This window comes from Plesiocystis pacifica SIR-1, from assembly GCF_000170895.1.
GTDB classification, from domain to species: domain Bacteria; phylum Myxococcota_A; class Polyangia; order Nannocystales; family Nannocystaceae; genus Plesiocystis; species Plesiocystis pacifica.
Genome location: NZ_ABCS01000148.1, coordinates 1 through 19,490, shown reverse-complemented (window position 1 = coordinate 19,490; position 19,490 = coordinate 1). Strand labels below are relative to the sequence as shown.

Genomic DNA, 19,490 nt, shown 5'->3' with positions numbered 1-19,490 from the left:
ACAGGCGACAGCGGGAAATCCGACCCTCCCGCCCCGTGCCCGACCCCATCGAAGCCCAGCTCCCCGCCAACCCATCTTCCGCCCCCCAAGCGAAACCACCGAACCCTTCGCAAACGCAGCGGGCACAACAAGGGCGGGAGGGTCGGATTTCCCAGCGTTAGGAGCCGTTCCAACGACCGCCGAAGCCCAACCCCACACTAACGACTTCGCCCAAAACCGCGACACCCCTCTCCCACAGGCGACAGCGGGAAATCCGACCCTCCCGCCCCGTGCCCGACCCCATCGAAGCCCGGATCCCCGCGAACCGACCCTCCCGCCCCGTGCCCGACCCCATCGAAGCCCGGATCCCCGCGAACAGAGTCTCCACCAAGCGAGACCACCCGGCTCCCTGCAACCCCGCTATCAATCAACCCGATGAGGCCGCAACGCCCGACCAATCACCGCAACCAGAGACTCCGGACAACGACAAAAAGCCGCCGCCCTCCGCCCCACCTCGAGCACCTCGACCCCCGTCTCGCACCCCTCGATCCCCTCACGGCTCAAAAAATCATCGAGGTGCACCCGAAAGTGCTCCGCCGTGCCCTCGGCGTCGCCGCCAAAATAGTCCCACCACAGCTCGTGGTGCGGATCGATGAAGTGCTCGATCGCCGCCGCCTGGATCGCCTCGAGGCTGCCCGCGAGGGAGTGGTCGTCGTCGACCTCGATGAGCCGGACCCGACCGGCGTGGGCCGCCGCGTACTCCCGCGAGCCCTCGATGGGCACGATCGGGTCGTTGCGACCGTGGATGATCAAGGTCGGGCAAGGCACCACCGGGCGGTTGGGATGGTTGGACGCCGCGTCCGCGAACAGCTCGAAGTGCACGGGCTCGAGGGCCCCCGTGGGCCCCGGCATGTCGAGGGTGCCCTCCGCCTTCCAGCGCGCGAACGCAGCCTCGCCGAGCATCGTCGGCCAGCGCTCGGCGAAGTCGAAGGCCGGGCACAGCAAGATCAGCCGATCGACCCGCTCGGGGTTGAGCTCGGCCCAGCGCGCGGCCGTGTAGCCGCCCATGCTCGAGCCAAACAAGCGCCACGGTCGGGGCTCCCTGGGACCGTGCTCGGCGTCCATGTCGTCGAGGACCGAGAGCATGGTCGTATAGGTCTGCCGACCAAAGCGCGGGCGGTTGAGGTCGAGGGTCATCAGGTCCAGGCTGCGCTCGGCGTAGAAGCGGCGCATGGCCTGGCCCTTGGTCGACAGCGCCGACGATGCGAAGCCGTGGAGGTAGGCGTGGCGGAAGCTCATGGTGTCTCCGAGAGTCTAGTACCGCCGCTGTTTCCCAGATCACAGCGCGTGTGAATCCCGGGGTGAATCCCCCCTGGCCCCCCGCGGCCCGGGCCTCTATCCCACCTTGGCCATGCTCACGGCCCGCCGCGCAGTCCCACTCTCCCTGGCACTCACCGCACTCTCGGCCACAGGCTGCACCTCCCTCGACTACGAGGTCATCCCCGCGCTGCGATCGGCCGAGATCCACATCGACAGCCAGGCGCCGGACGACGTCGCCGAGATCGAATTCGAGATCGAGCTGCAGTCGGGACGCCTGGCCGATCGCTGCATCGACACGCAGCTCGCCCTGCGCCCTCCGAGCTTCGTGGGCGAGGAGGTCATCCTGGAGCTCGAGGCCGACGCGGACTTCGACCCCTGCTTCGACGGCGAGCAGACCCGGACGCTGACGCTGACCAACGTCGAGATGACCAACGCGGCGCTGTCCGAGCTGTGCGTGCCCGGTACGAGCTGGGCGCCGACCTTCTACACCGAGGTCGAGGACAACGAGAAGACCGGGTGGGGGCTGACGAACAACGAGCCCCTAAGCATCAGCTGCACGTAGCTCGAGGATCACCGAGCCCCACTCGCCGCTGGCGTCGAGCTCGGGGGCCCAGGCCAGGACCTCGCGCTGGTCGGACTCGCGGCACCACGCCAGCAGCGCGCGCTTGAGCACGGGCTCGTCCTCGCTGGAGATGCCCTTGCCCGGGATGACCCGACAGTAGCGCTGCCCCTGGTCCCGGCAGGTCGCGACGAAGACCGCGAGGTGATGCAGCGCGGGCGCGCGGGTCATGTGGCGGAGGTTGCAGGTGCACATCGGCCGGCGCTCGGCGTGGGCGCGGCGCAACAGGGCGCGCTCGGCCTCGGTCAGCGTGGGTCGATCGAAGGCCTCGAGGGCGACGGGGCGCAGGTCGTCGGTCCAGCTCCCGCCGACCCACTCGCCAGGGTCGAGGCGGGCGACCTCGGCCTCCCAGCGCCAGCTCGCAGTGGTCGAGGCGGGCGCGGGCTCGGGCGCGTCGCTCGAGGGCGCCGCCGCAGCCTCGACAGCAGGCTCGGGGCTCGACACGATCACGATCGCCAGGCGGTCGAAGTCGAGGGTCGCGACCCGCGGGTTGTCCGGGTCGAGGTTGTCGTAGATGAGCTGCATGAACTGGCCCTCGTCGAGGCGCCGGATCTTCGCCTGGCGCTCGGCCTCGGCCCGCGCCGCCGCCTCTCGAGACTCCCGCGCGGCGGCTGCCTCGGCGAGCTCACCGGCGTGGGGCTCGAGCAGCTCGCCCAGCGTGCCCGGCTCTGGCCCTTTGCCTCCCCTCGACTTGGCCATGGCGTTCAGGGAGCGACGCGCAAGGTCGCGGCGAGGCCCTCGGGGGAGCAGGCGGACGCGTCTGCGCCGAGCAGGGCGTGGGCCCGCGCGATCGCCCCGGGCGCGACCGCCACGGGCTCGCCGCCTTCGGGGCGCAGGCCCACGCGCAAGGACTGAGCGTCGGCGCCGAGCACCAAGGCCGTGCGTCCGAGGCGTTGGCTGCGGATCTGCTCCGAGGCGTCGAGCACCAGGGCGAGGCAGGCCTCGCCGCGCGGACCGGGCGCGAGGGCGAAGCCGTCGATGGTCGCCGTGTCCCGCTCGATGGTCACCCGCAGCCGCTCGAGGCGCGGGCCGAGCAGGCCGACGATCTGGTCGAGCAGGTCGCCCCAGGTCCCCGACTTGCGCCCGTCGAGGAGCGTCCGCAGCCCGCTCGAGCGGTGGATCAATTCGCGCAGCCGCTGCGTCGCGTCGAGGGCCTTGGCCAGGCGCTGCGCCTCGCGCTCGACCCCGCCCGCCTCGTCCGGGCCGCGCGCGGCGAGGCTGTCGTGGGCCAGCTCGACGAGCACGGCGACGCTCTGCAAGGGGTTGCCGAACTCGTGGACGAGCACGCCCTGGAGCTCGCGGGCGAGGGCCAAAGAAGCGGCGAGACGGCGCGCGTCAGCCCCAACATCCGGGCTTGGGTCCAGGCTCGAGTCGGGGTCCACCATGAATTCCAGACTGAACCTCCGCCCGGCGCTTGTCCAGGGCCGCAGGTTTGCTAAGCACGCGGCTCATGAGGGGTGTCCGCCAGCACGTCAACCCCCTCGGGGGCACCTACCTCGAGGCCCGGGCCGAGCCGGTGGTCCTGCCCGCCGGCCCGAAGTCCGTCGAGGTCGAGCTCGGCTGCGCCGACGCCAAGTTCAGCTTCGAGCTCGCCGAGCGCCAGCCCGAATCCTTCGTCGTCGGCCTGGAGATCCGCGAGGCCCTCGTCGATCGCAACGCCGCCATGGCCCGAGAGCGCGGCCTGGACAACCTGCGCTTTGGCTACGTGAACATGAACGTCGACCTCGACCGGGTCTTCCCCGAGCGCAGCGTCGACTGCTTCCACGTGCTCTTTCCCGACCCCTGGTTCAAGGCCCGGCACCGCAAGCGGCGGGTGGTCGAGCCCGGGCTGCTGCGCGTGATCGCCCGGCAGCTTCGACCCGGCGGCGAGCTGCACTTCGCCAGCGACGTCTGGGAGCTCGCCCTCGCGGCCATGGCCGAGCTCGAGGAGCCCCTCGCGGCCGAGCTCGGCTTTCGCAACCTGCTCGGTGAGTGGTCGTTTTGGCGCGGCAACCCGTGGCCCGCGAGCTCGCGCCGCGAAGACACCACCCTCGCCCGGGGCCAACGAGTCTGGCGCATGCGCTACCGACTGGAGCGCGCGCCGTGACCCAGACCCAAACCCAAACCCGGCGCGAGTGGTTGGCCGCCGAGCCCTTCACCCTGGTGCTCAGCGCGGGCTTCTTCGGCTTCTTCGCCCACACCGGCGTGCTCGCGGCCCTCGAAGAGGCCGGCCTCGCGCCGCGTCGAGTCGTCGGCACCTCCGCGGGGGCGATCGCCGGCGGCATGTGGGCCAGCGGCGTGCCCACGCGCGAGCTCATCGAGCGCCTCGTCGCCCTGCGCCTGCCCGACTTTTGGGATCCCGTGTGGCGCTGGCCCGCGCGCCGAGCCGCCGACCCCGACCCGGGCACGCCCCTGGGGCTCCTGCGCGGGCGCAAGTTCGACGCGATCTTGGGCGAGATCCTCGACGGCCGACCCGACACCATCGAGGCCTGCCCCACGCCCTTCGCCGCGGTGACCCACGACCTGGGCCGCAACGCGACGACGGTCCACGAGCGCGGGCCGCTGCGCCCGGTGATCCGCGCGAGCGCGGCCTTGCCCGTGATGTTCGGGCCGGTGCGCATCGACGGGCGGCTGCACGCCGACGGGGGCATCCGAGATCGCCCCGGCTTTCGGGCCCTGGCGCCCGGCGAGCGCTGCCTCTACCACCACCTGCCCCACTCCACGCCGTGGCCCCGCGCCCACGGCCAGGCCGGCGAGGAGCTCGAGCGCATGGACACGCCCACGCGCACGGTGCTGGCCATCGACACCCTCCCGCGCGTCGGGCCCATGGCCCTCGATCAGGGCCGCCGCGCCCTCGAGCTCGCCCGCCGCGAGTGCCGGGCGTGGCTCGAGCAGCCGCGCTGACGCGAGCTCGAAGACAGACCTCGAAATTGACAAAACCCCGCCCTCCGAAGAGGCGCGGGGTTTTGTGCTCGGCGCAAGCGAAGCGCTGTGTCAGCCCAGCGGATCGCCGCTGCCGCCGATCTCGAGCTTCTTCTTTTTCTTCTCGGTCTTCTTCTTCTTCTTGCCACCGCCGCCGCTGCCGGCCTTGGTGCCGCCGCCGGCCGTGGGCGAGACCGTCGCGTCGCCACCTTGGACCGCGTTGGGCTCCTCGGTGTCGTCGGGGATCGCCGAGGCCTCGATGCGCTTGGTCGGCCCCTTCTCGGGCTCGGGCGCGGGCTGGTTGGCGACCATGTTCTGGTAGGCGAACCAGCCGCTGACGCCGACGCCGGCGACGAGCACGAGGGCGATGAACACCCACTTGCTGCTGTTGCCGACCTTCAGGTCGTCGTCGCCCACGGGCAGGGGCGGGCTGGTGTCGAAGGGACTGTCGGCAGCGGCGGCAGGGGCCGCGCCGAAGGGGCTCTCAGCGGCCGCTGCGACCGGCTCCGCGAGGGGTGCCGCCGCAGCGACGGGCGGGGCGACCTCGACGGGGCGCGAGATCTCGTCGTCGCCCATGGTCTCGGACGGCGCGTCCGCTTCGTCCTCGTCCTCCCCGGCGACGGCTTCGAGCTGGGCGTAGAGACCCTTGAGCTCCTCGTCGAGACGCTGGAGCTCCGCGGTGTGCTTTTGGAGCTCCGCGGGGTCCGTCGCGGTCTCGAGCGCGGCCTCGTGCTCGCCTTGTTGCCGCTCGAGCTCTTCGAGGCGGGCGAGAGAGGACTCAATCCATTCCGGGGAACCAACTTCCATTTTCGGCGGGGTCTCCTTGCTCGGCTCCAGGGGCTAGAGCCGGGGCGGCGGCATCATACACAGGCAAAGGCAATCCGTGCATGGCGAATTCGATCACGCAATCGGCGCAGGCGCCATGCGCGTGACTCGGAGCGCAAAGACTCTGGTGGCGATCGCAACTACGCGTCCGCCGATGCTTCGGTTTAGGCTGATCCCGCGATGTCGGGCCAGCCTGCCAGTGATGCGCATGCAGCGAGGAAGCGCCCTGCGCTCATCGGTCCCGCTTTCGATAGCCTGACCCTCGCGTGGGCTTGGCTGCCCTTTTATCTGTTCGTGGTCTTCGCGCTCGGCATCGACGGTGATTGGTCCGCCGGCGGACGCGATGGCAACGGCACGGAACCGGGTTTGGGGCTGGCGACCTTGCTCGCCCTCGGCGTTAGCTACGTGCACCGCCACTACACCTTCTTGCTGGTCTACGGCGACGCCGAGGTCTTCTCTCGGCGAGCGCGCGCGTACACGATCACGCCGGCGCTGCTGTTCATCGGCCTCGCCCTGGTCCTGCGCCTGGGTGGCGATCTGCGCATTCCCCTTGGCGCGCGCTCGATCCACCCGTGGATGATCGTGCTCGGGATCACCGGGGCGTGGAACATGTGGCACACGCTCATGCAGCGCTACGGCATCGCGCGCGCCTACGCCGGCCGCGTCGGCGCCGGGCTCGAGACGCGCGAACACGGGCGCCGCGATCTCGCGCTGTTGTGGTCCGGCGCGGCGCTCACGGCCGTGGTCACCTTGCTGTTTCGAGCGCAGACCTTCGGGGGCATCGGCAACGCGCGCAAGGTGCTCGCCGCGGCCGCCCCGATCCTGGACGGGCCGGTCGGCTGGGGCGCGCTGATCGTCGCGGCCAGCGTGTTCGCGCAGATCGCCTTTGGGTGGATCAGGCACGAGCGCGCCGCGGACTTGAGCTGGCGTGAGCGCTTCCCTCGGCTCAACTTCGTGGCCTCGACCGCCGCGCTCTTGCTCGTCTTCGTCGCCCACGGGCCGATCGTCGGCTACCTGTGCTTCGGGGTCGCCCACGCCCTCGAGTACATCGTCTTCTTCCACGTCTTCGGCCACGCCAAGTACGCCCGCCAAGCCAGGGACAGCCGGAGCTTCGCCGGGTCCGTGCTCGCCCGCCCGGCGATCTCCGGGCCCGCGATCGCCCTGGCCCTGACCGCGCTGTTCTTCGTGCTCGCCGACTACCGCAAGACCGAGGCCTACATGGCCTACTACACGGCGACCTCGCTGCTGCACTTCCTCTACGACGGGTGGATCTGGAAGCGGCCCAAGCCCAAGTAAACGCAAAGAGGGAGCCCCGCGGGACCCCCTCTCGCTGACGGCGGAGGCCGGACTCAGGTCCGCTGCTTCTTGATGACCAAGCGGGCCAGACCCTTGAGGGTCTCGAACACGCCGGTGCCGTCGATGGCGACGGCCTCGAACTGCGGCACGCCGGTGGGGTTGAGCTGAGCCTGGAGCTCATCGATGCTCATCACCTCGGGCATGTCCCGCTTGTTGTACTGGATGACGTAGGGCAGCACGTCGAGGTCGAAGCCCTGCTCCTCGAGGTTGTGGCGCAGGTTCTCGAGGCTCTCGAGGTTGGCGTCCATGCGCGCTTCCTGGGAGTCGGCGACGAAGCAGACTCCGTCGACGCCGCGCAGGATCAGCTTTCGGCTGGCGTCATAGAACACCTGACCGGGGACCGTGTAGAGGTGGAAGCGCGTCTTGAAGCCGCGGATCTCACCGAGGTCGAGGGGCAGGAAGTCGAAGAACAGCGTGCGCTCGGTCTCCGTCGCCAGCGAGACCATCTTGCCCTTCGCGTCGGGCTTCGACTTCGCGTAGATCCACTCGAGGTTGGTCGTCTTTCCACACAGCCCGGGGCCGTAGTAGACGAGCTTGAAGTTGATCTCGCGAGCGCTGTAGTTGATGAAGGACATGGTGCCGGCGCTCAGCTGAACAGGTTGTCGATGTCCTCGTCCGAGATGTGGTCGAAGATGTTCTGCCGTTGCGTGTCGTTGGCGCTCTTCTCAGCCAGACGCTCGAAGATGTCGGTCAACGCTTCGTTGGCCTTCTTGACGCGCAAGCGAACCAGGCCGTGGGTGGTGTTCTTGTCGAAGAGAACCACGAGGATGATCCGCCGAGCCACGATGGTCATGTGGACGGAGATGTCCTTGCCTTCGTGGAACTGACCTGTGAACTCTTCCTCCTCGATCAGCTTGGCGATGCCACCAGTGGCCGCGACGTTGCCGGCGACCAATGAACTGAGCGAGGTGGTGTCGAGATCCGCTCCCACGCCCGACGCGGCGATCATCTGACCGTTCTTGTCGACGATCAGGATCGTGCGGGCCCGGGAATCCTGGTGCAGCCTGTCGGCGACCCCTCGGATCTCCGACAGCTCCTCTTCGTACAACGAGAGCTGCGGGTTAAACATGTTCAACGCGGGACTCCTGACCGAACTGTGCCCGTTTGGGCCCGGGTCACACCTACGCTGAGCTGCCGGTCCAAGCCGCAGCGCAGGCTCACACGCAAGGGGGCGCGCTCCACCACAGAGCCCTCGATCCACCGCGACGCATCGACGCCGATGTCAGCACCGACATGCGGAGCCTCGAACATCGAGTCCCGCATGGGCTGCGAGCGGACTGAGGACGGGAGGAACACGGCGCGTGACAGGCCGCCAAGTTAACAGACTCGGCCCGGCAAGTCCATGCACTCGGCGCGAGGATCGCCCGCTTTGATCGTAGAGGCGAGCATCCCCGCGCTCTCGACCGGCCCGAGCGGCTCGCGGCCTGGCAAAAGGTCCGCTGGCCGACGGTCCGAGGCCCGTGTTGCCCTCGATATCGAGGTTTGGGTGTGTCACCGGTGACGAACTGCGTCACCACAAAGATGCGCCCTCATGCCAAGGTTCGCCTTGACAATCGCCGCGGGCCTGGGGCCCCTGCCCCTTGGGACGTTCTGCCCCAGCCGATTTCCCAGCCGAACTCGAAGGCAATTCCCCGGCAATCGCCCGCTTCAGCTGATGCTGCGGCGGTCTTCGAGGGCCCGGTGCAGGGTCGTCATGTCGGCGTACTCGAGCTCCCCGCCCACGGCCACGCCGGACGCGATGCGGGTGACGGAGACGCCGAGGGGTTCGAGCAGCTTGGCCAGATACAAGGCCGTGGCGTCGCCTTCGACGTTGGGGCTGGTCGCGACGATGACCTCGCGGACCGGCGACTTCTCCCTCTCCTTTGGCTCCCCTTCCTTTGGCTCCCCCTCCTTTGGCTGCAAGCGCGCGAGCAGGGACGCGACCTTGAGCTCGTTGGGGCCGACGCCGGCGAGGGGGTCGAGGACGCCGTGGAGCACGTGGTAGCGCCCGCGGAACACCCCGGCGCGCTCGAAGGCCATGCGATCTTGGGGCTGCGAGACGACGCAGATCAGCCCGGCGTCGCGGCGTGGGTCCGAGCAGATCTCACACACCGGCGTCGAGGTCAGGTCGCAGCACACCGAGCACAGCCGCATGTGCTGGTGGACGTCCGAGATCGCCTGGGACAGGGCCCGGCAGTAGTCGTCGTTGCTGCGCACGATGGCCAGGGCCAGGCGCAGGGCCGACTTCTCCCCGATGCCGGGGAGCCGAGCGAGCAGGCTCGACAATTTGCGGATCGGGTCAGCCATCGACGAAGGAGGGGCGATCTCGTGCGCTCACAGCCCCGGGATGCCGCCCGGGAGCATGCCCGGCGGGAGCATCGAGCCCAGGCTCTCTTGGGCCAGGGCCTTGGACTTCTCGATCGCGCTGTTGGTCGCGGCGACGATCAGGTCCTGAAGCATCTCGAGGTCCTCGTCACGCACGGCCGGGTCGATCTTCACGCCGAGGACCTGCTGCGTCCCGGTCATCTCGACCTTGACCATGCCGCCGCCGGCGGAGCCTTCGACGCGCTGATCGGCGAGTCCCTTTTGCAGGTACTCCATCCGCTCGCGCATTTGTTGGGCCTGCTGCATGAGCTGGGAAAGGTCGAAGTCGGACATGGTCCCGGGACTATAGGCTGGTCCGCGGGGCCGTTCCAGACCCCACCCACGAAGCCCGCGAACGGATCGCCCCCTTCAGGGGGCGACCACATGCTGTCTGAGGGGGCACGAACCACATTGCCCACCGGCCAAAGCGGAGGAGCGGAAGCGACGAAGCGTCCCCCCTCCCCGAGACCCCTGCGGGGGCAAAGCAGTTCAGCTCGGTAGGCCGCGCTCGCCTAGCGGCGGCAGCTCCGGCGGCGCGAGGATGTCGACCTTCTCGACCTCCCCGCCGAAGGCGTGGAGCAGGGCGCGGATCCGCGGGTGGCTGTGAGCGTCGTGCTCGATCTGCTCCCGGTGCTTGCGCTGGCGCTCCTTGTAGACCAAGAGCATGCTCGGCGCGTCGGGCAGGCTGGGCACGATGTCGACGAGCTCGAGGTGCATGTTCTCGCCGAAGTAGGCGGCGGCGAGGGCCTCGAAGGCGGCCTCGATCTCCGGGTTCTCGCGCAGCTGGGTCCGCGCGAAGCCGTTGGCGGGCGCGGCCAGCTCGACGTGGCCCTCGGTCAGCGACAGCAGGCCGAGGTTGTCGAGGACCGCCGAGAGCAGGTCGTTCTCCTGGCGGACCCGGGACAGGAAGGTCTCCCACGCGTCCCAGGACCCGAGCTGGCGCCACTGGATGGGCTCGCGGGGGGTGCAGCGCGAGCTCGGGCACGCGGCCTGGGGATCTTTGGCGACCTCGGAGGAGGGCTCGACGGGCCGGAGCCGATCGTTGGTCAGGGCGAAACCCTGCCCCTGGGGACTGCGGGGATCGTTGGCGGCGGGGACCGGCCAGGGCGGCTCGTCCCGAGGCGGCGGCCCGTCCTGATACTGGGGCGGCGCGTTGCGCTGCGGGGCCGCGTTGGACTGGGGCGGTGCGCTGCGCTGGGCTGCGGCGCTGCGCTGCGGCGCTGCGTTGCGCTGCGGCGTGCGGGCCTGAGCCGGCTCGGGCTTGCCCCCGAGCAAACCCGCCTCCCGAGCCATGCGCTCGAGCATGTCTGCCGAGGCGTTTCCGCTGCCGCCTCCGCCGGCGGGAGCCGTGGCGCGCTTGGGCGCTTGGGTCTGCGCCGGCGGGCGGTGAACCACCGGGCTGGGGTTCGGCGCAGGCGTGGGCGCGGGCATGGGCGCCGCGCTGGCGGGGGGCCCAGCTCGCATGGGCGCGGCCTGGGCAGGCGCGGCCTGACGCGGCGCGGGGCCGCGGGGACGACCACCGCCGCCTCCCCCCGAACCTCGGCGACCTCCTCCACCACCTCCTCCGCCTCCGCGGGGCGTCGGCCGCCCCTTGCTCAGGGCGTCCAGACGCGTGACCAGATCGCCCAGGGGCATGAGCGGCTCGGCGCTGACCAGCTCGAGCAGACCCATCTCGATGACCAGGCGCGGCACCCGGCTGTGCTCGATGCTGTCGACGACCCGGGCGAAGCGATCGAAGTGCTGGGCGACGACCGTCGGGCTGGTCGCCCCGGCCTGGCGCTGGAGCTGCTCGAACAGGTCGTCGTTCATGTCGAGCAGCGCCGCGCGGCTCTTGGTCAGGGACAGCACGGTCAGGTCGCGCAGGTGCTGCAAGATCGCCACGGCCAGCTGCATCAGGTCGCTGCCGCTCGAGGTGATCTGCTCGAAGCGCTGGAGCACGCTGGCCGCGTCGCGGTCGAGGATGGCCTGGACGAGCTCGGCGACGGCGTAGCGGCTGGCCTGGCCGAGGACCGTGAGCACCTCTTCGCCGGTGATCGCCTTGGGGTCGTGGGCGAAGGCGATGACCTTGTCGAGCAGGGTCAGGGAGTCGCGGACCGAGCCGTCGCCGCAGCGCGCGATGACGTACAGGCCCTCGGGCTCCACGGCGAAGCCCTCCTGCTCGAGGATGAACTGCAGGTAGGGGACCAAGGTCGCGGCCCGGACCCGGCGGTAGTCCAGGCGCGAGACCCGGGACAGGATCGTGGGCAGGACCTTGTGCGGGTCGGTGGTCGCAAACAGGAAGGTGACGTGGGGCGGCGGCTCCTCGAGGGTCTTGAGCAGGGCGTTGAAGGCCGCCTGCGTCAGCATGTGGACCTCGTCGATGATGTAGATCTTGCGCCGGGCGATCTGCGGCAGGTAGTGGACCTGGTCGCGGAGCGAGCGGATGTCGTCGACGGAGTTGTTGCTGGCGCCGTCGATCTCGATCACGTCGACGGAGCGGCCCTCGTTGATGCCCACGCAGTGGACGCACTGGTTGCAGGGCTCGGGCGTGGGCCCGTGCTCGCAGACCAGGCACTTGGCGAGGATGCGCGCGGCCGTGGTCTTGCCCAGGCCGCGGACCCCACAAAAGAGGTAGGCGTGGTGGACACGGTCGGACTTGATCGCGTTCTCGAGCGTCCGCGTGACGTGCTCCTGACCGATCATGTCGGCGAAGCGCTGCGGTCGGTACTTGCGCGCGAGGGCGAGGTAAGCCACGGGTTGGCGACTCTATCAGTCTCGGGCGTCTCGGGCTACGCTCGCGGCACCTTGGATCGGCTCCGGATCAATCGCCACAGCGCCGTCGCCGGCACCGCGATCTGGATCCTCTGGCAGTTCCTCGCCGGGCCCAGCACCCCGGCGGTGTTGATGGCGCTGTCCCCCCTGGTGCTCGTCCCGCTGTTGCTGGGCCCGCTGCTCGACGCGGCACCGGGGAGCCTCGACGACTCGAAGCTGCTGCGCGGCCTGAGCTTCGCCCAGCTGCCCTGCGCCCTGCCGCTGACCTTTGCGACGAGCCTCTCGCCGGGGGGCCTTGCGATGCTCGCCGCGCTGCCGTGGGCGGCGTGGACGGCCGTCGCCGCCGTCGAGGGCACCCGGCGGGTGGTCGCACGGCTGCGCGCCCACGGACCGCGTGATCTCCTCCTCGGGCGCGGCGCGGGTGAGCTGGCCATCGCCGGCGGCCTGGGCTTTCCCATCGTCGGCAGCCTCTGGCTCATCGCCCACACCCTCGGCCTCCAACCCCTGGGTTTCTCCAAGCTCATCGTCATCCTCACGGCGGCGCACTTTCACCACGCCGGCTTCACCCTCCCGATCATGGCGGGGTACCTGGTCCGCACCGAGCCCGAGTCGCGCGTGTGGCGAGTCACCGCCGCCGCCCTGGTCCTCGCCGTGCCCCTGGTCGCGATCGGGATCACGGCCTCGCCGCTGCTCGAGGTCGCGTCCTCGTGGCTGACCGCCGGCTGCGGCCTCGCCGTGGGCGTGGGCATGCTCCGGCGCGCGCGCGAGCTCCCGACCTTGCCGGCGATGCTCTCGGCCCTCGCCGGCGCGAGCTTGTTCGCGGCCATGACCTTCGCCGGCAGCTACGCGGTCAGCGAGTTCCTCGGCACCCCCGTGCCCGACATCCGGACCATGGTCGAGGTCCACGGGGCGGTCAACGCCCTGGGCTTTGGGCTGCTCGGCGCGTGGAGCTGGAAGCTGACGGGCCTCGGCCAGCCCGCGCCCGAAGCCGAAGACACGGACGCGGACTGACGGGCCCGGGAGGATCCCCGAGCCCGTCGGCGACGCCTCTACTGGATCTCCTGCACCTGCATCACCAGCTCGTTCCAGTTGCGCTGGTTCTCGATGTCGTGCTCGAGGCCCCGCTCGTCGGCGACGGTGAAGCCCTTGATCGCTGGCGTCTTGCTGGTCGCCTGGTAGAGCCAGTAGGCCTCGGCCCGGAGCGCCTCGTCGATGGGCTTGTCGATCGACTCGTAGACCGCGCGCTTGCAGGCGGTGATCGACTCGGCGGGGAACTGCGCGACGCGCCGGGCCAGCTCGTCGACGTAGGGCCCGATGGCCTCGGGGTCCAGCGCCTTGTTGACCGTCCCGAGGCCTCGGCCTCGTCCGCGTCGAAGTCCCGCGCGCTGAGGATGATCTCGAGGGCCCGGCCCAGGCCCGTCTGGCGAGCCATCCGCGACGCCCCGCCGCCGCACGGCAAGATCCCCATGCCGACCTCCATCTGCATGAACTCGAACTTGCCCCGGGCCGCGAAGCGCATGTCCAGCGCCAGGGCCAGCTCGTGCCCGCCGCCCCGGCGAAGCCCTCGAGCTTGCCGATGAGGCCCAGCTTTTCATGCGCGCGCGGGCCAACCAGCCCACCTCGGGGAGCTCAGGACCGCTTACAGGCCAAAGGCCTTGCGGGTGTCGGCGATGAAGGTCTTCTCGGCCTCGATCACCTCACCGTCCGCGGCGGCGAGCTCCTCGAGATCGGCGAGCACCTTGCCGAGCTGCTCCTTGTCGAGGGCGCCCTCGAGGGAGCCGGTGATCGTGCGCGCCTCGCCGAGCTTGTCCGCGGCGCCCTTGTAGCGCGCGACCGTGGACTTGAGCAGCTCGCCCAGCTCGCCCAGCTCGACGCTGGGCGCCCACTCGCGCAGCTTGGCCGCGAGCGCCTTCATCTCGTCGCCCGAGACCTCGCCATCGGTGGAGTGGCTGAAGGTCAGGTACAAAAACGCGAGGGACTCGAGCACGGACTTGTCGGCGGCCATCGGCGCCGAGGGTACACCAAAGTGACCTGCCCCTACTCAGGCCGCTGCTTCGACGCTTGGAAGACCCTCGAACCAGGCCTGCACGCCCTCGGCGATCGGCTCGGGGACGATCACGCCGGGGCGGGCGATGTTGGGCGTGAGGTCGCCGTGGAAATCGCTGCCGGCGGTGGCGACCAGCTCGTACTTTCGAGCCAGGCGCAACCACGGCTCGGCGCGGGTCGGGCTGACCACGCCGGAGTAGGCCTCGATGCCCTCGAGGCCGAGCGCTCGGTGCTCGCGATAGATCTCTTCGACCAGGGCGAAGTTGCCCAGGGAGTGCGGGTGCGCCAGGGCCATGCGCGCGCCGACCGAGCGACCGAGGGCGAGGCCGTCGGCGAGGCTGAGGCTGTCGACGACCACGTGGGCCGGGCCGCCGTCTTTCAAGAAGCGATCGAAGGCCTCGCGGAAGGAGGTGCACACGCCGGCCGCGACCAGGGCCTTGGCGACGTCGGGGCGGCCGGGGGTGCCGTGGCAGTTGGCCAGGATCGCGTCGGCGTCGAGGCGCACCCCGAGCTCGGCCAGGCGCGCACAAATCGCGTGGATCCGCAGACGTCGAACTTCGCGCAGCTCGGCCAGGCGCGCCTCGAAGGCCTCGGCGTGAGCGGGTACGCCCCAGATCAGCAAGTGCACGGTGCGACGCTGGTGTTTGCAGCTGAGCTCGAGACCCCGCAGCACCCGCGCGTTTGGGAGCAGAGCCTGGGTCTGCTCACATCCGTCGAGGGTGTCGTGGTCGGTGAGGCAAAACAACTCCACCTCGAAGTCCGCGGCCGCAGACGCGATCTCAACCGGCGTCCAGCTCCCGTCGGAGCACGTCGAGTGGCAGTGGAGCTCCAGTCGCACGGGCGCAGCCTAGCAGGCCGGGGGACAGGGGGGCCGCTCCCCCGGTATGCTCCCCCGACCCCGTGAGTCCCGAGCAAGTCGCCCAAGCCCTCGATGGAGACCGTCAGGCCATGCGTGCCTTGGTCGATCGGCTTTTGCCCGTGATCCAGGCCGAGGTCGGCTTCGCCTTGCTCCGCGGCGCCCGCATCGAAGGCCGAGACCCGCGCCAGGAGGTCCGCGACTTCAGCCAGGAGGTGTTCGTGCACCTGCTGAGCCAGGGGGGCAAGACCCTGCGGAGCTGGGACCCCGAGCGCGGGCGCAGCCTCGACAGCTTCGTGCGCCTCGTCGCCCGCCGGCAGGTCGCGGCGATCCTGCGCAGCGGCCGGCGCAACCCGTGGAGCGACAAGCCCACGGCCGACGAGGATCTCGAGCGGGGCATGGAGGCCCAGACCAGCCACGGGGCGCGGCTCGAGTCCCGCGAGCGCCTCGATCGACTGCTCGGCTGGCTGCACGAGCGCCTCGACGACCGGGGCATGCTGCTGTTTCAGATGCTCTACGTCGAAGAGCGGGGCGTCGACGAGGTCATGGCGGCGACGGGCATGACCCGCGACGCCGTCTACGCCTGGCGCTCGCGCTTTCGCAAGCTCGTCGCCAAGCTCGCGGCGGAAGAGGGCGAGCTCGGCTCGAAAAAATCCGACGCTCAGCGTCAGATCCCCGACAGCCCCGATCAAAGGACACACTGAGGACGACTGCCGTGGAATCAGAAGATCCAGAGATCGACGCCCTCGTCGCTGCGATCGGCGAGCGCGCCCGCGACTACGACCGCGAGCTGGAGGACAGCCCGTGGGCTGCGCTCGCGCGCGGAGACCTGGACGCCGACGCGGCCGACGAGCGCGCCCTCGAGGCCGGCATGAGCGAGGCGGAGCGCGAGTGGGCGCGGGCCGCCTTCGCGCCCCTCGACGAAGACGAGCGCGGCGGCTTGGTCGACGCGCTGCTCGCCGGGCTCGACGACCAGCCAGGTGAGGACGAGGGCGACGCGGAGGCGAACGACGGCAAGGTCGTGCCCTTCCGCGCCAAGACCGAGGCCGAGACCGAGGCCGAGACCAAGACTCGGGACAGCGCCGCGAACCGGGCCCACGACCCGGGCAGCAGCCCGCGCTGGTGGGTCCCCGGGGGCATGATCGCCGCGGCCGCCGCCGCGATCCTCTTGTGGGTCGCGTGGCCCGGCGACGCGCCCGGCCCCGAGCTCGACCTCGGGGGCGACGCGCCCACCGTCGCCGTCGCCGATCCGGTCCCGACCTTCGTGCTCGAGACCGACGGCGGCCTCAAGCAGATGCGCGGCGCCGAGGACGAGCAGCCCAAGGTCGCCGCGCACCGCTACCAGCGTGACACCGAGTTCGAGTGGATCTTGCGGCCCAAGCTGGAGGTCGAGGGTGACATCAGCGTGCGTGCCTTCGCCCTGGTCGGCAGCTCGGGTCTGCCCCTGGCCATCGAGGACCTGACCAAGCAGTCGAAGTCCGGGTCCATCCGCGTGGCCGGGACGATCGGCGACCTCGACCTCGAGCCCGGGCGGTATACCATCGCCCTCGTCGTCGGGCGCCCCGAGGCCCTGCCCACCCAGGCCTCCGAGGTGCTCGCCGACGGCGAGGATTCGGGCCCGTGGCAGGTGCGGCGAGTGGACATCGTCATCGAGGACTGAAGCGCGCGGCCCTGCCCCTGGTCGCCCTCGCGCTGGCCTCGGCGCAGGCTTGCTCGGGGGAGCGCGCTCCCGAGGCCAGCGCCGACGCACGTCTGGACCCCGACCCTCCGGCGACGCAGGCCCTTGCCGAGGCGCCCCCAGCCTCGGGTCCGAGCACCCTGGGCGTACACGGCTGCCGGGACCTCGTGGTCGACGAAGACCCTGGTCCCGACGCGCCCCGACGCGCGCGCTGCCTGCTGACCAAGGCTCGACGGGTGAGCCTGTGGCTCGAGGGCGAGCAGGCCGGGGCTCGCTACGCCCTGACCCTCGACGGGGCGGCCGTCGACGCGGTCGTGGATCAGCGACCCGAGGGCGCGCTCTTCCACCTCGACCTCGAGACCACCGAAGGCACCGTCGCGCTCGCCGATGCGAACGCCCCCGAGCGCGAGTGGACCGTGGAGCTCGCCGCCCTGTCATCGGCCTACTCGGACGCGCGCGAGCGGGCGATCCAGGCCCTGCACGCTCCGGACACGACGGCCGCGGACGCGCTGCCCGAGGCCCTGGGGATCCTCGCGGCCGCCGACGAGGCCGTCGAGGCGCACGAGCGGCCGCTGCTCGCGTGCATGGCCAGCCAGCTCGCCTACGAAGCGGGCGACTACGCGGCCGTCGGCGAGGGGCCCGAGGCCGTGAAGGCAGCGGCCCGCTCGGCCGGCGCCCGACCGCTGCGCTGCCTGGGCGCGGCGCGCTCCCAGGCGGCCTACCTGCACCTCTACGTCGAGCCCGACTTCAACGCGAGCGAGGCCCAGCTCGCGGCGGCCATCGCCGAGCTCGACGGGCCCTTCGTGCACATGCTCGCCGAGCTCGACCTGCGCTACTTCCAGGGCACCCTCGAGTTCCGCCTCGGCCACCTCGACGAGGCCCTCGTCGCCCTCGGCCGCACCGGCGCCCTCGCGGAGGCCCTCGACGCCGAAAAGCGCGTGGCCGCGGCGCGGGTGATGGAGGCGACGACCCTCGCCCGCCTGGGCCGCTTCGACGAGGCGCAGGTCCTCGCGGACGCCCTGGCGACGCGCTGGCGACCCGAGCTCGACCAAGCGGAGCCTCCGGCCCACGCCCTCGACGTGCTCTCGGATCTGGCCTGGGTCGCGCTGCTGCGCCGCGAGGTCGACCCCGGCACGCCCGACCCCTCGCCCCAGCTGCGCGCCCTGGCCAAGGCCTACGCGGCCCGAGGTGACCGCCGCAACGCCTCGCACATGCACCTCAACCTGGCCCTGGCGGCGATCCAGGGCGGCGAGCTGGGCACGGCCGAGCGCGAGCTGGAGGCCATCGATCCGGCGACCCTCGACGCCCACTACCTGATCTGGCGCGAGCTCCTGGGCGCCCAGGCGGCCCTGGGGCGGGGTCGGTCCACGCTCGCCCTCGAGCACCTCGAGCGCGCCGGCGCCTACGCCGAGCTGACCCACGACCGCGAGCACGACTGGCAGCTGTGGGCCCTGCGCGCGGCGACCCTGCACGAGCGCGGCGACACCGAAGGAGCCATCGCCGCCTACGAGCGGGCCAACGCGATCGCGGGCGAGCTGGCCCTGGCGATCCCCGGCGACGCGGGCCGCAGCCTCTTCGTCACCTCCCACGCCCGCGCCGACGCTCGCCACCTCGAGCTGCTGGTCGAGACGGGCGACACCCGCGGCGCCTTTTGTACGGCCGTGGGCGCCCGAGCTCGCCACCTCCGCGCGCAGTGGGCCCGAGCCCGCCCGCGCCTGCCCCCAGAGCGCCGCCGCGAATACCAGCGCCTGCTCAGCGAGCATCAGGCCCTCGAGGCCAGCCTCGCCGCCCGCAGCGAGGACGCGTGGGAGCTGTCCACCTCCGAGCTCGAGGTGCTGCAGCGCGCGCTCGCCAGCGAGGGGGCCCGGGCCGAGGCGCTCTTGGCCCAGGCGACGGCGATCCTCGAGGAGGCCGCGCCGAGCTGGACCTGCGACCAGCTGTGGCCCCGGGACCCGAGCCGCGGGGTGATGACCATGGCGCCCGCCGCCCGATCCACCGGGTCCACCCGATCTGAAGCGAGCTGGCGCTTTTTCCTGGCCACCGCCGACGCGCCCGTCGAGCTCGTCGAGCTGCGCGGCGCCCTCGAGCCCGAGGCCCTGATCACCGCGGCCGTCGAGCGCTTCGCCGCGAAGCCCGAGGGCGCCTGGTCGACCCTGGACAGCCTCGACGTCATCGCCACCCACGAGCTCGTCGCCGTCGACATCCACGGGCTGCTCGCCGCCCGAGACGGCCCCGGGCCCAGGGTGGTCCACTACTCCCTCGGCCTCGGCCGCGAGCCCACCGCCAAAGCCCCCGCGGCCCCTGCCCTGGCCGGCCTCGACGTCGCCGTGATCGCCAGCGCCAAGGACCTCGCCGCGGCCCGCGAAGAGGCCAAGGCCGTGTCCGCGCGCCTGACCCAGCTCGGCGCCGCCGTGTCCCCGAGCTGGTCCCCCCTCGACGCCGAGCAGCCGACCCTGATGCACTACAGCGGCCACGGCTACCACGAGGGCCTGCTCGGCTGGGGGAGCTACCTCGTCCTCGACGGCCAGACCGTCCGCGCCGCGCAGATCGTCGCAGGCCAGCGCGCCCCGCAGATCGTCGTGCTCGGGGCCTGCAGCGCCGGCACCCCCAGCCCCGAGGCCATCGACGGTGGCATGAACCTCGCCTCCGCCTTCCTCCTCGCCGGCGCCCAGCTGGTCATCGCCCCGACCCGCCCCGTCGACGACGCCGTCGCCCGCCGCCTCGCCGCCGAGCTCTACGCCAGCGATCCCCTCGAGCTCAGCCCAACAGCCCTCGCCGCCCGCCTCGCGGAAGTTCAACGCGCCGAAGTCGAAGCT

General features: G+C 71.2%; 19 protein-coding genes and 1 pseudogene. 8 read left to right on the top strand and 12 right to left on the bottom strand.

The window, feature by feature from the left end; translation table 11 throughout:
- Positions 1-402 precede the first annotated feature (402 nt).
- Entirely contained in the window at positions 403-1,278 is an 876-nt protein-coding gene (locus PPSIR1_RS45110) for a YqiA/YcfP family alpha/beta fold hydrolase (RefSeq protein WP_006976734.1), read from the bottom strand.
- A 112-nt stretch (positions 1,279-1,390) separates the two neighbouring features.
- On the opposite strand from PPSIR1_RS45110, the gene PPSIR1_RS38615 reads away from it, so the two are divergent.
- Entirely contained in the window at positions 1,391-1,861 is a 471-nt protein-coding gene (locus PPSIR1_RS38615; protein ID WP_045117606.1) for a hypothetical protein, read from the top strand.
- Here the strand turns inward: PPSIR1_RS38615 and PPSIR1_RS38610 are convergent.
- Positions 1,841-2,617, bottom strand: coding sequence for a Smr/MutS family protein (locus tag PPSIR1_RS38610; protein WP_006976732.1), 777 nt, complete (start codon positions 2,615-2,617; stop codon positions 1,841-1,843). The two genes, PPSIR1_RS38615 and PPSIR1_RS38610, sit on opposite strands and share 21 nt — an antisense overlap.
- Positions 2,618-2,622: 5 nt before the next feature.
- Complete coding sequence (locus tag PPSIR1_RS38605; protein ID WP_157596421.1) at positions 2,623-3,303, bottom strand: sensor histidine kinase; 681 nt, start codon at positions 3,301-3,303, stop codon at positions 2,623-2,625.
- A 65-nt stretch (positions 3,304-3,368) separates the two neighbouring features.
- Between PPSIR1_RS38605 and trmB the strand changes: the two genes are divergently transcribed.
- Together trmB and PPSIR1_RS38595 are read left to right on the top strand one after the other, a co-directional pair.
- Positions 3,369-4,004: a tRNA (guanine(46)-N(7))-methyltransferase TrmB gene (gene trmB, locus PPSIR1_RS38600; protein ID WP_006976730.1), complete on the top strand. Its 636-nt coding sequence runs from the start codon at positions 3,369-3,371 to the stop codon at positions 4,002-4,004.
- Positions 4,001-4,801: a patatin-like phospholipase family protein gene (locus PPSIR1_RS38595; RefSeq protein ID WP_006976729.1), complete on the top strand. Its 801-nt coding sequence runs from the start codon at positions 4,001-4,003 to the stop codon at positions 4,799-4,801. Before trmB ends, PPSIR1_RS38595 begins: the two co-directional genes overlap by 4 nt.
- Before the next feature lie 90 nt (positions 4,802-4,891).
- Here PPSIR1_RS38595 and PPSIR1_RS38590 read toward each other — a convergent pair whose 3' ends face one another.
- Positions 4,892-5,626, bottom strand: coding sequence for an ABC transporter C-terminal domain-containing protein (locus PPSIR1_RS38590; protein ID WP_006976728.1), 735 nt, complete (start codon positions 5,624-5,626; stop codon positions 4,892-4,894).
- 312 nt (positions 5,627-5,938) lie between these two features.
- Here PPSIR1_RS38590 and PPSIR1_RS38585 point away from each other — a divergent pair, with 312 nt between their 5' ends.
- Positions 5,939-6,940: a hypothetical protein gene (locus PPSIR1_RS38585; RefSeq protein WP_006976727.1), complete on the top strand. Its 1,002-nt coding sequence runs from the start codon at positions 5,939-5,941 to the stop codon at positions 6,938-6,940.
- Between the two features lie 53 nt (positions 6,941-6,993).
- Here the strand turns inward: PPSIR1_RS38585 and PPSIR1_RS38580 are convergent, their stop codons facing one another.
- The 5 genes from PPSIR1_RS38580 to dnaX all read right to left on the bottom strand — a co-directional run bounded on the left by PPSIR1_RS38580 (position 6,994) and on the right by dnaX (position 12,076).
- A complete protein-coding gene (locus PPSIR1_RS38580) occupies positions 6,994-7,575 on the bottom strand; it encodes a GTP-binding protein (RefSeq protein ID WP_006976726.1) in 582 nt (193 codons plus the stop codon).
- Between the two features lie 11 nt (positions 7,576-7,586).
- Entirely contained in the window at positions 7,587-8,069 is a 483-nt protein-coding gene (locus PPSIR1_RS38575) for a roadblock/LC7 domain-containing protein (protein WP_045117609.1), read from the bottom strand.
- A 578-nt stretch (positions 8,070-8,647) separates the two neighbouring features.
- The gene (recR, locus tag PPSIR1_RS38570) at positions 8,648-9,286 is read right to left on the bottom strand and encodes a recombination mediator RecR (RefSeq protein ID WP_045117605.1); all 639 of its coding nucleotides are present in this window, start codon (positions 9,284-9,286) and stop codon (positions 8,648-8,650) included.
- 27 nt (positions 9,287-9,313) lie between these two features.
- Positions 9,314-9,637, bottom strand: a complete 324-nt coding sequence (locus tag PPSIR1_RS38565; protein WP_006976723.1) for a YbaB/EbfC family nucleoid-associated protein — start codon at positions 9,635-9,637, stop codon at positions 9,314-9,316.
- A 195-nt stretch (positions 9,638-9,832) separates the two neighbouring features.
- A complete protein-coding gene (gene dnaX, locus PPSIR1_RS45105; protein WP_006976722.1) occupies positions 9,833-12,076 on the bottom strand; it encodes a DNA polymerase III subunit gamma/tau in 2,244 nt (747 codons plus the stop codon).
- Positions 12,077-12,127: 51 nt separating this feature from the next.
- Between dnaX and PPSIR1_RS38555 the strand changes: the two genes are divergently transcribed.
- On the top strand, positions 12,128-13,105 hold the full coding sequence (locus tag PPSIR1_RS38555; RefSeq protein ID WP_006976721.1) for a YndJ family transporter: 978 nt from the start codon (positions 12,128-12,130) through the stop codon (positions 13,103-13,105).
- A 38-nt stretch (positions 13,106-13,143) separates the two neighbouring features.
- Here the strand turns inward: PPSIR1_RS38555 and PPSIR1_RS38550 are convergent.
- The 3 genes and pseudogenes from PPSIR1_RS38550 to PPSIR1_RS38540 all read right to left on the bottom strand — a co-directional run.
- Positions 13,144-13,672 (bottom strand): annotated as a pseudogene (locus tag PPSIR1_RS38550) (enoyl-CoA hydratase/isomerase family protein); the annotation flags it as partial.
- A gap of 61 nt (positions 13,673-13,733) precedes the next feature.
- Complete coding sequence (locus tag PPSIR1_RS38545) at positions 13,734-14,099, bottom strand: tellurite resistance TerB family protein (protein ID WP_006976719.1); 366 nt, start codon at positions 14,097-14,099, stop codon at positions 13,734-13,736.
- A 36-nt stretch (positions 14,100-14,135) separates the two neighbouring features.
- Complete coding sequence (locus tag PPSIR1_RS38540) at positions 14,136-14,978, bottom strand: PHP domain-containing protein (protein WP_006976718.1); 843 nt, start codon at positions 14,976-14,978, stop codon at positions 14,136-14,138.
- Positions 14,979-15,088: 110 nt separating this feature from the next.
- Here PPSIR1_RS38540 and PPSIR1_RS38535 point away from each other — a divergent pair, with 110 nt between their 5' ends.
- The 3 genes from PPSIR1_RS38535 to PPSIR1_RS38525 form a co-directional block, all read left to right on the top strand.
- Positions 15,089-15,700, top strand: a complete 612-nt coding sequence (locus PPSIR1_RS38535; RefSeq protein ID WP_157596420.1) for an RNA polymerase sigma factor — start codon at positions 15,089-15,091, stop codon at positions 15,698-15,700.
- Between the two features lie 11 nt (positions 15,701-15,711).
- Complete coding sequence (locus tag PPSIR1_RS38530) at positions 15,712-16,656, top strand: hypothetical protein (protein ID WP_006976716.1); 945 nt, start codon at positions 15,712-15,714, stop codon at positions 16,654-16,656.
- A partial coding sequence (locus tag PPSIR1_RS38525) for a CHAT domain-containing protein (protein WP_157596419.1) occupies positions 16,617-19,490 on the top strand: 2,874 nt, incomplete at its 3' end. The genes PPSIR1_RS38530 and PPSIR1_RS38525, both read left to right, overlap by 40 nt.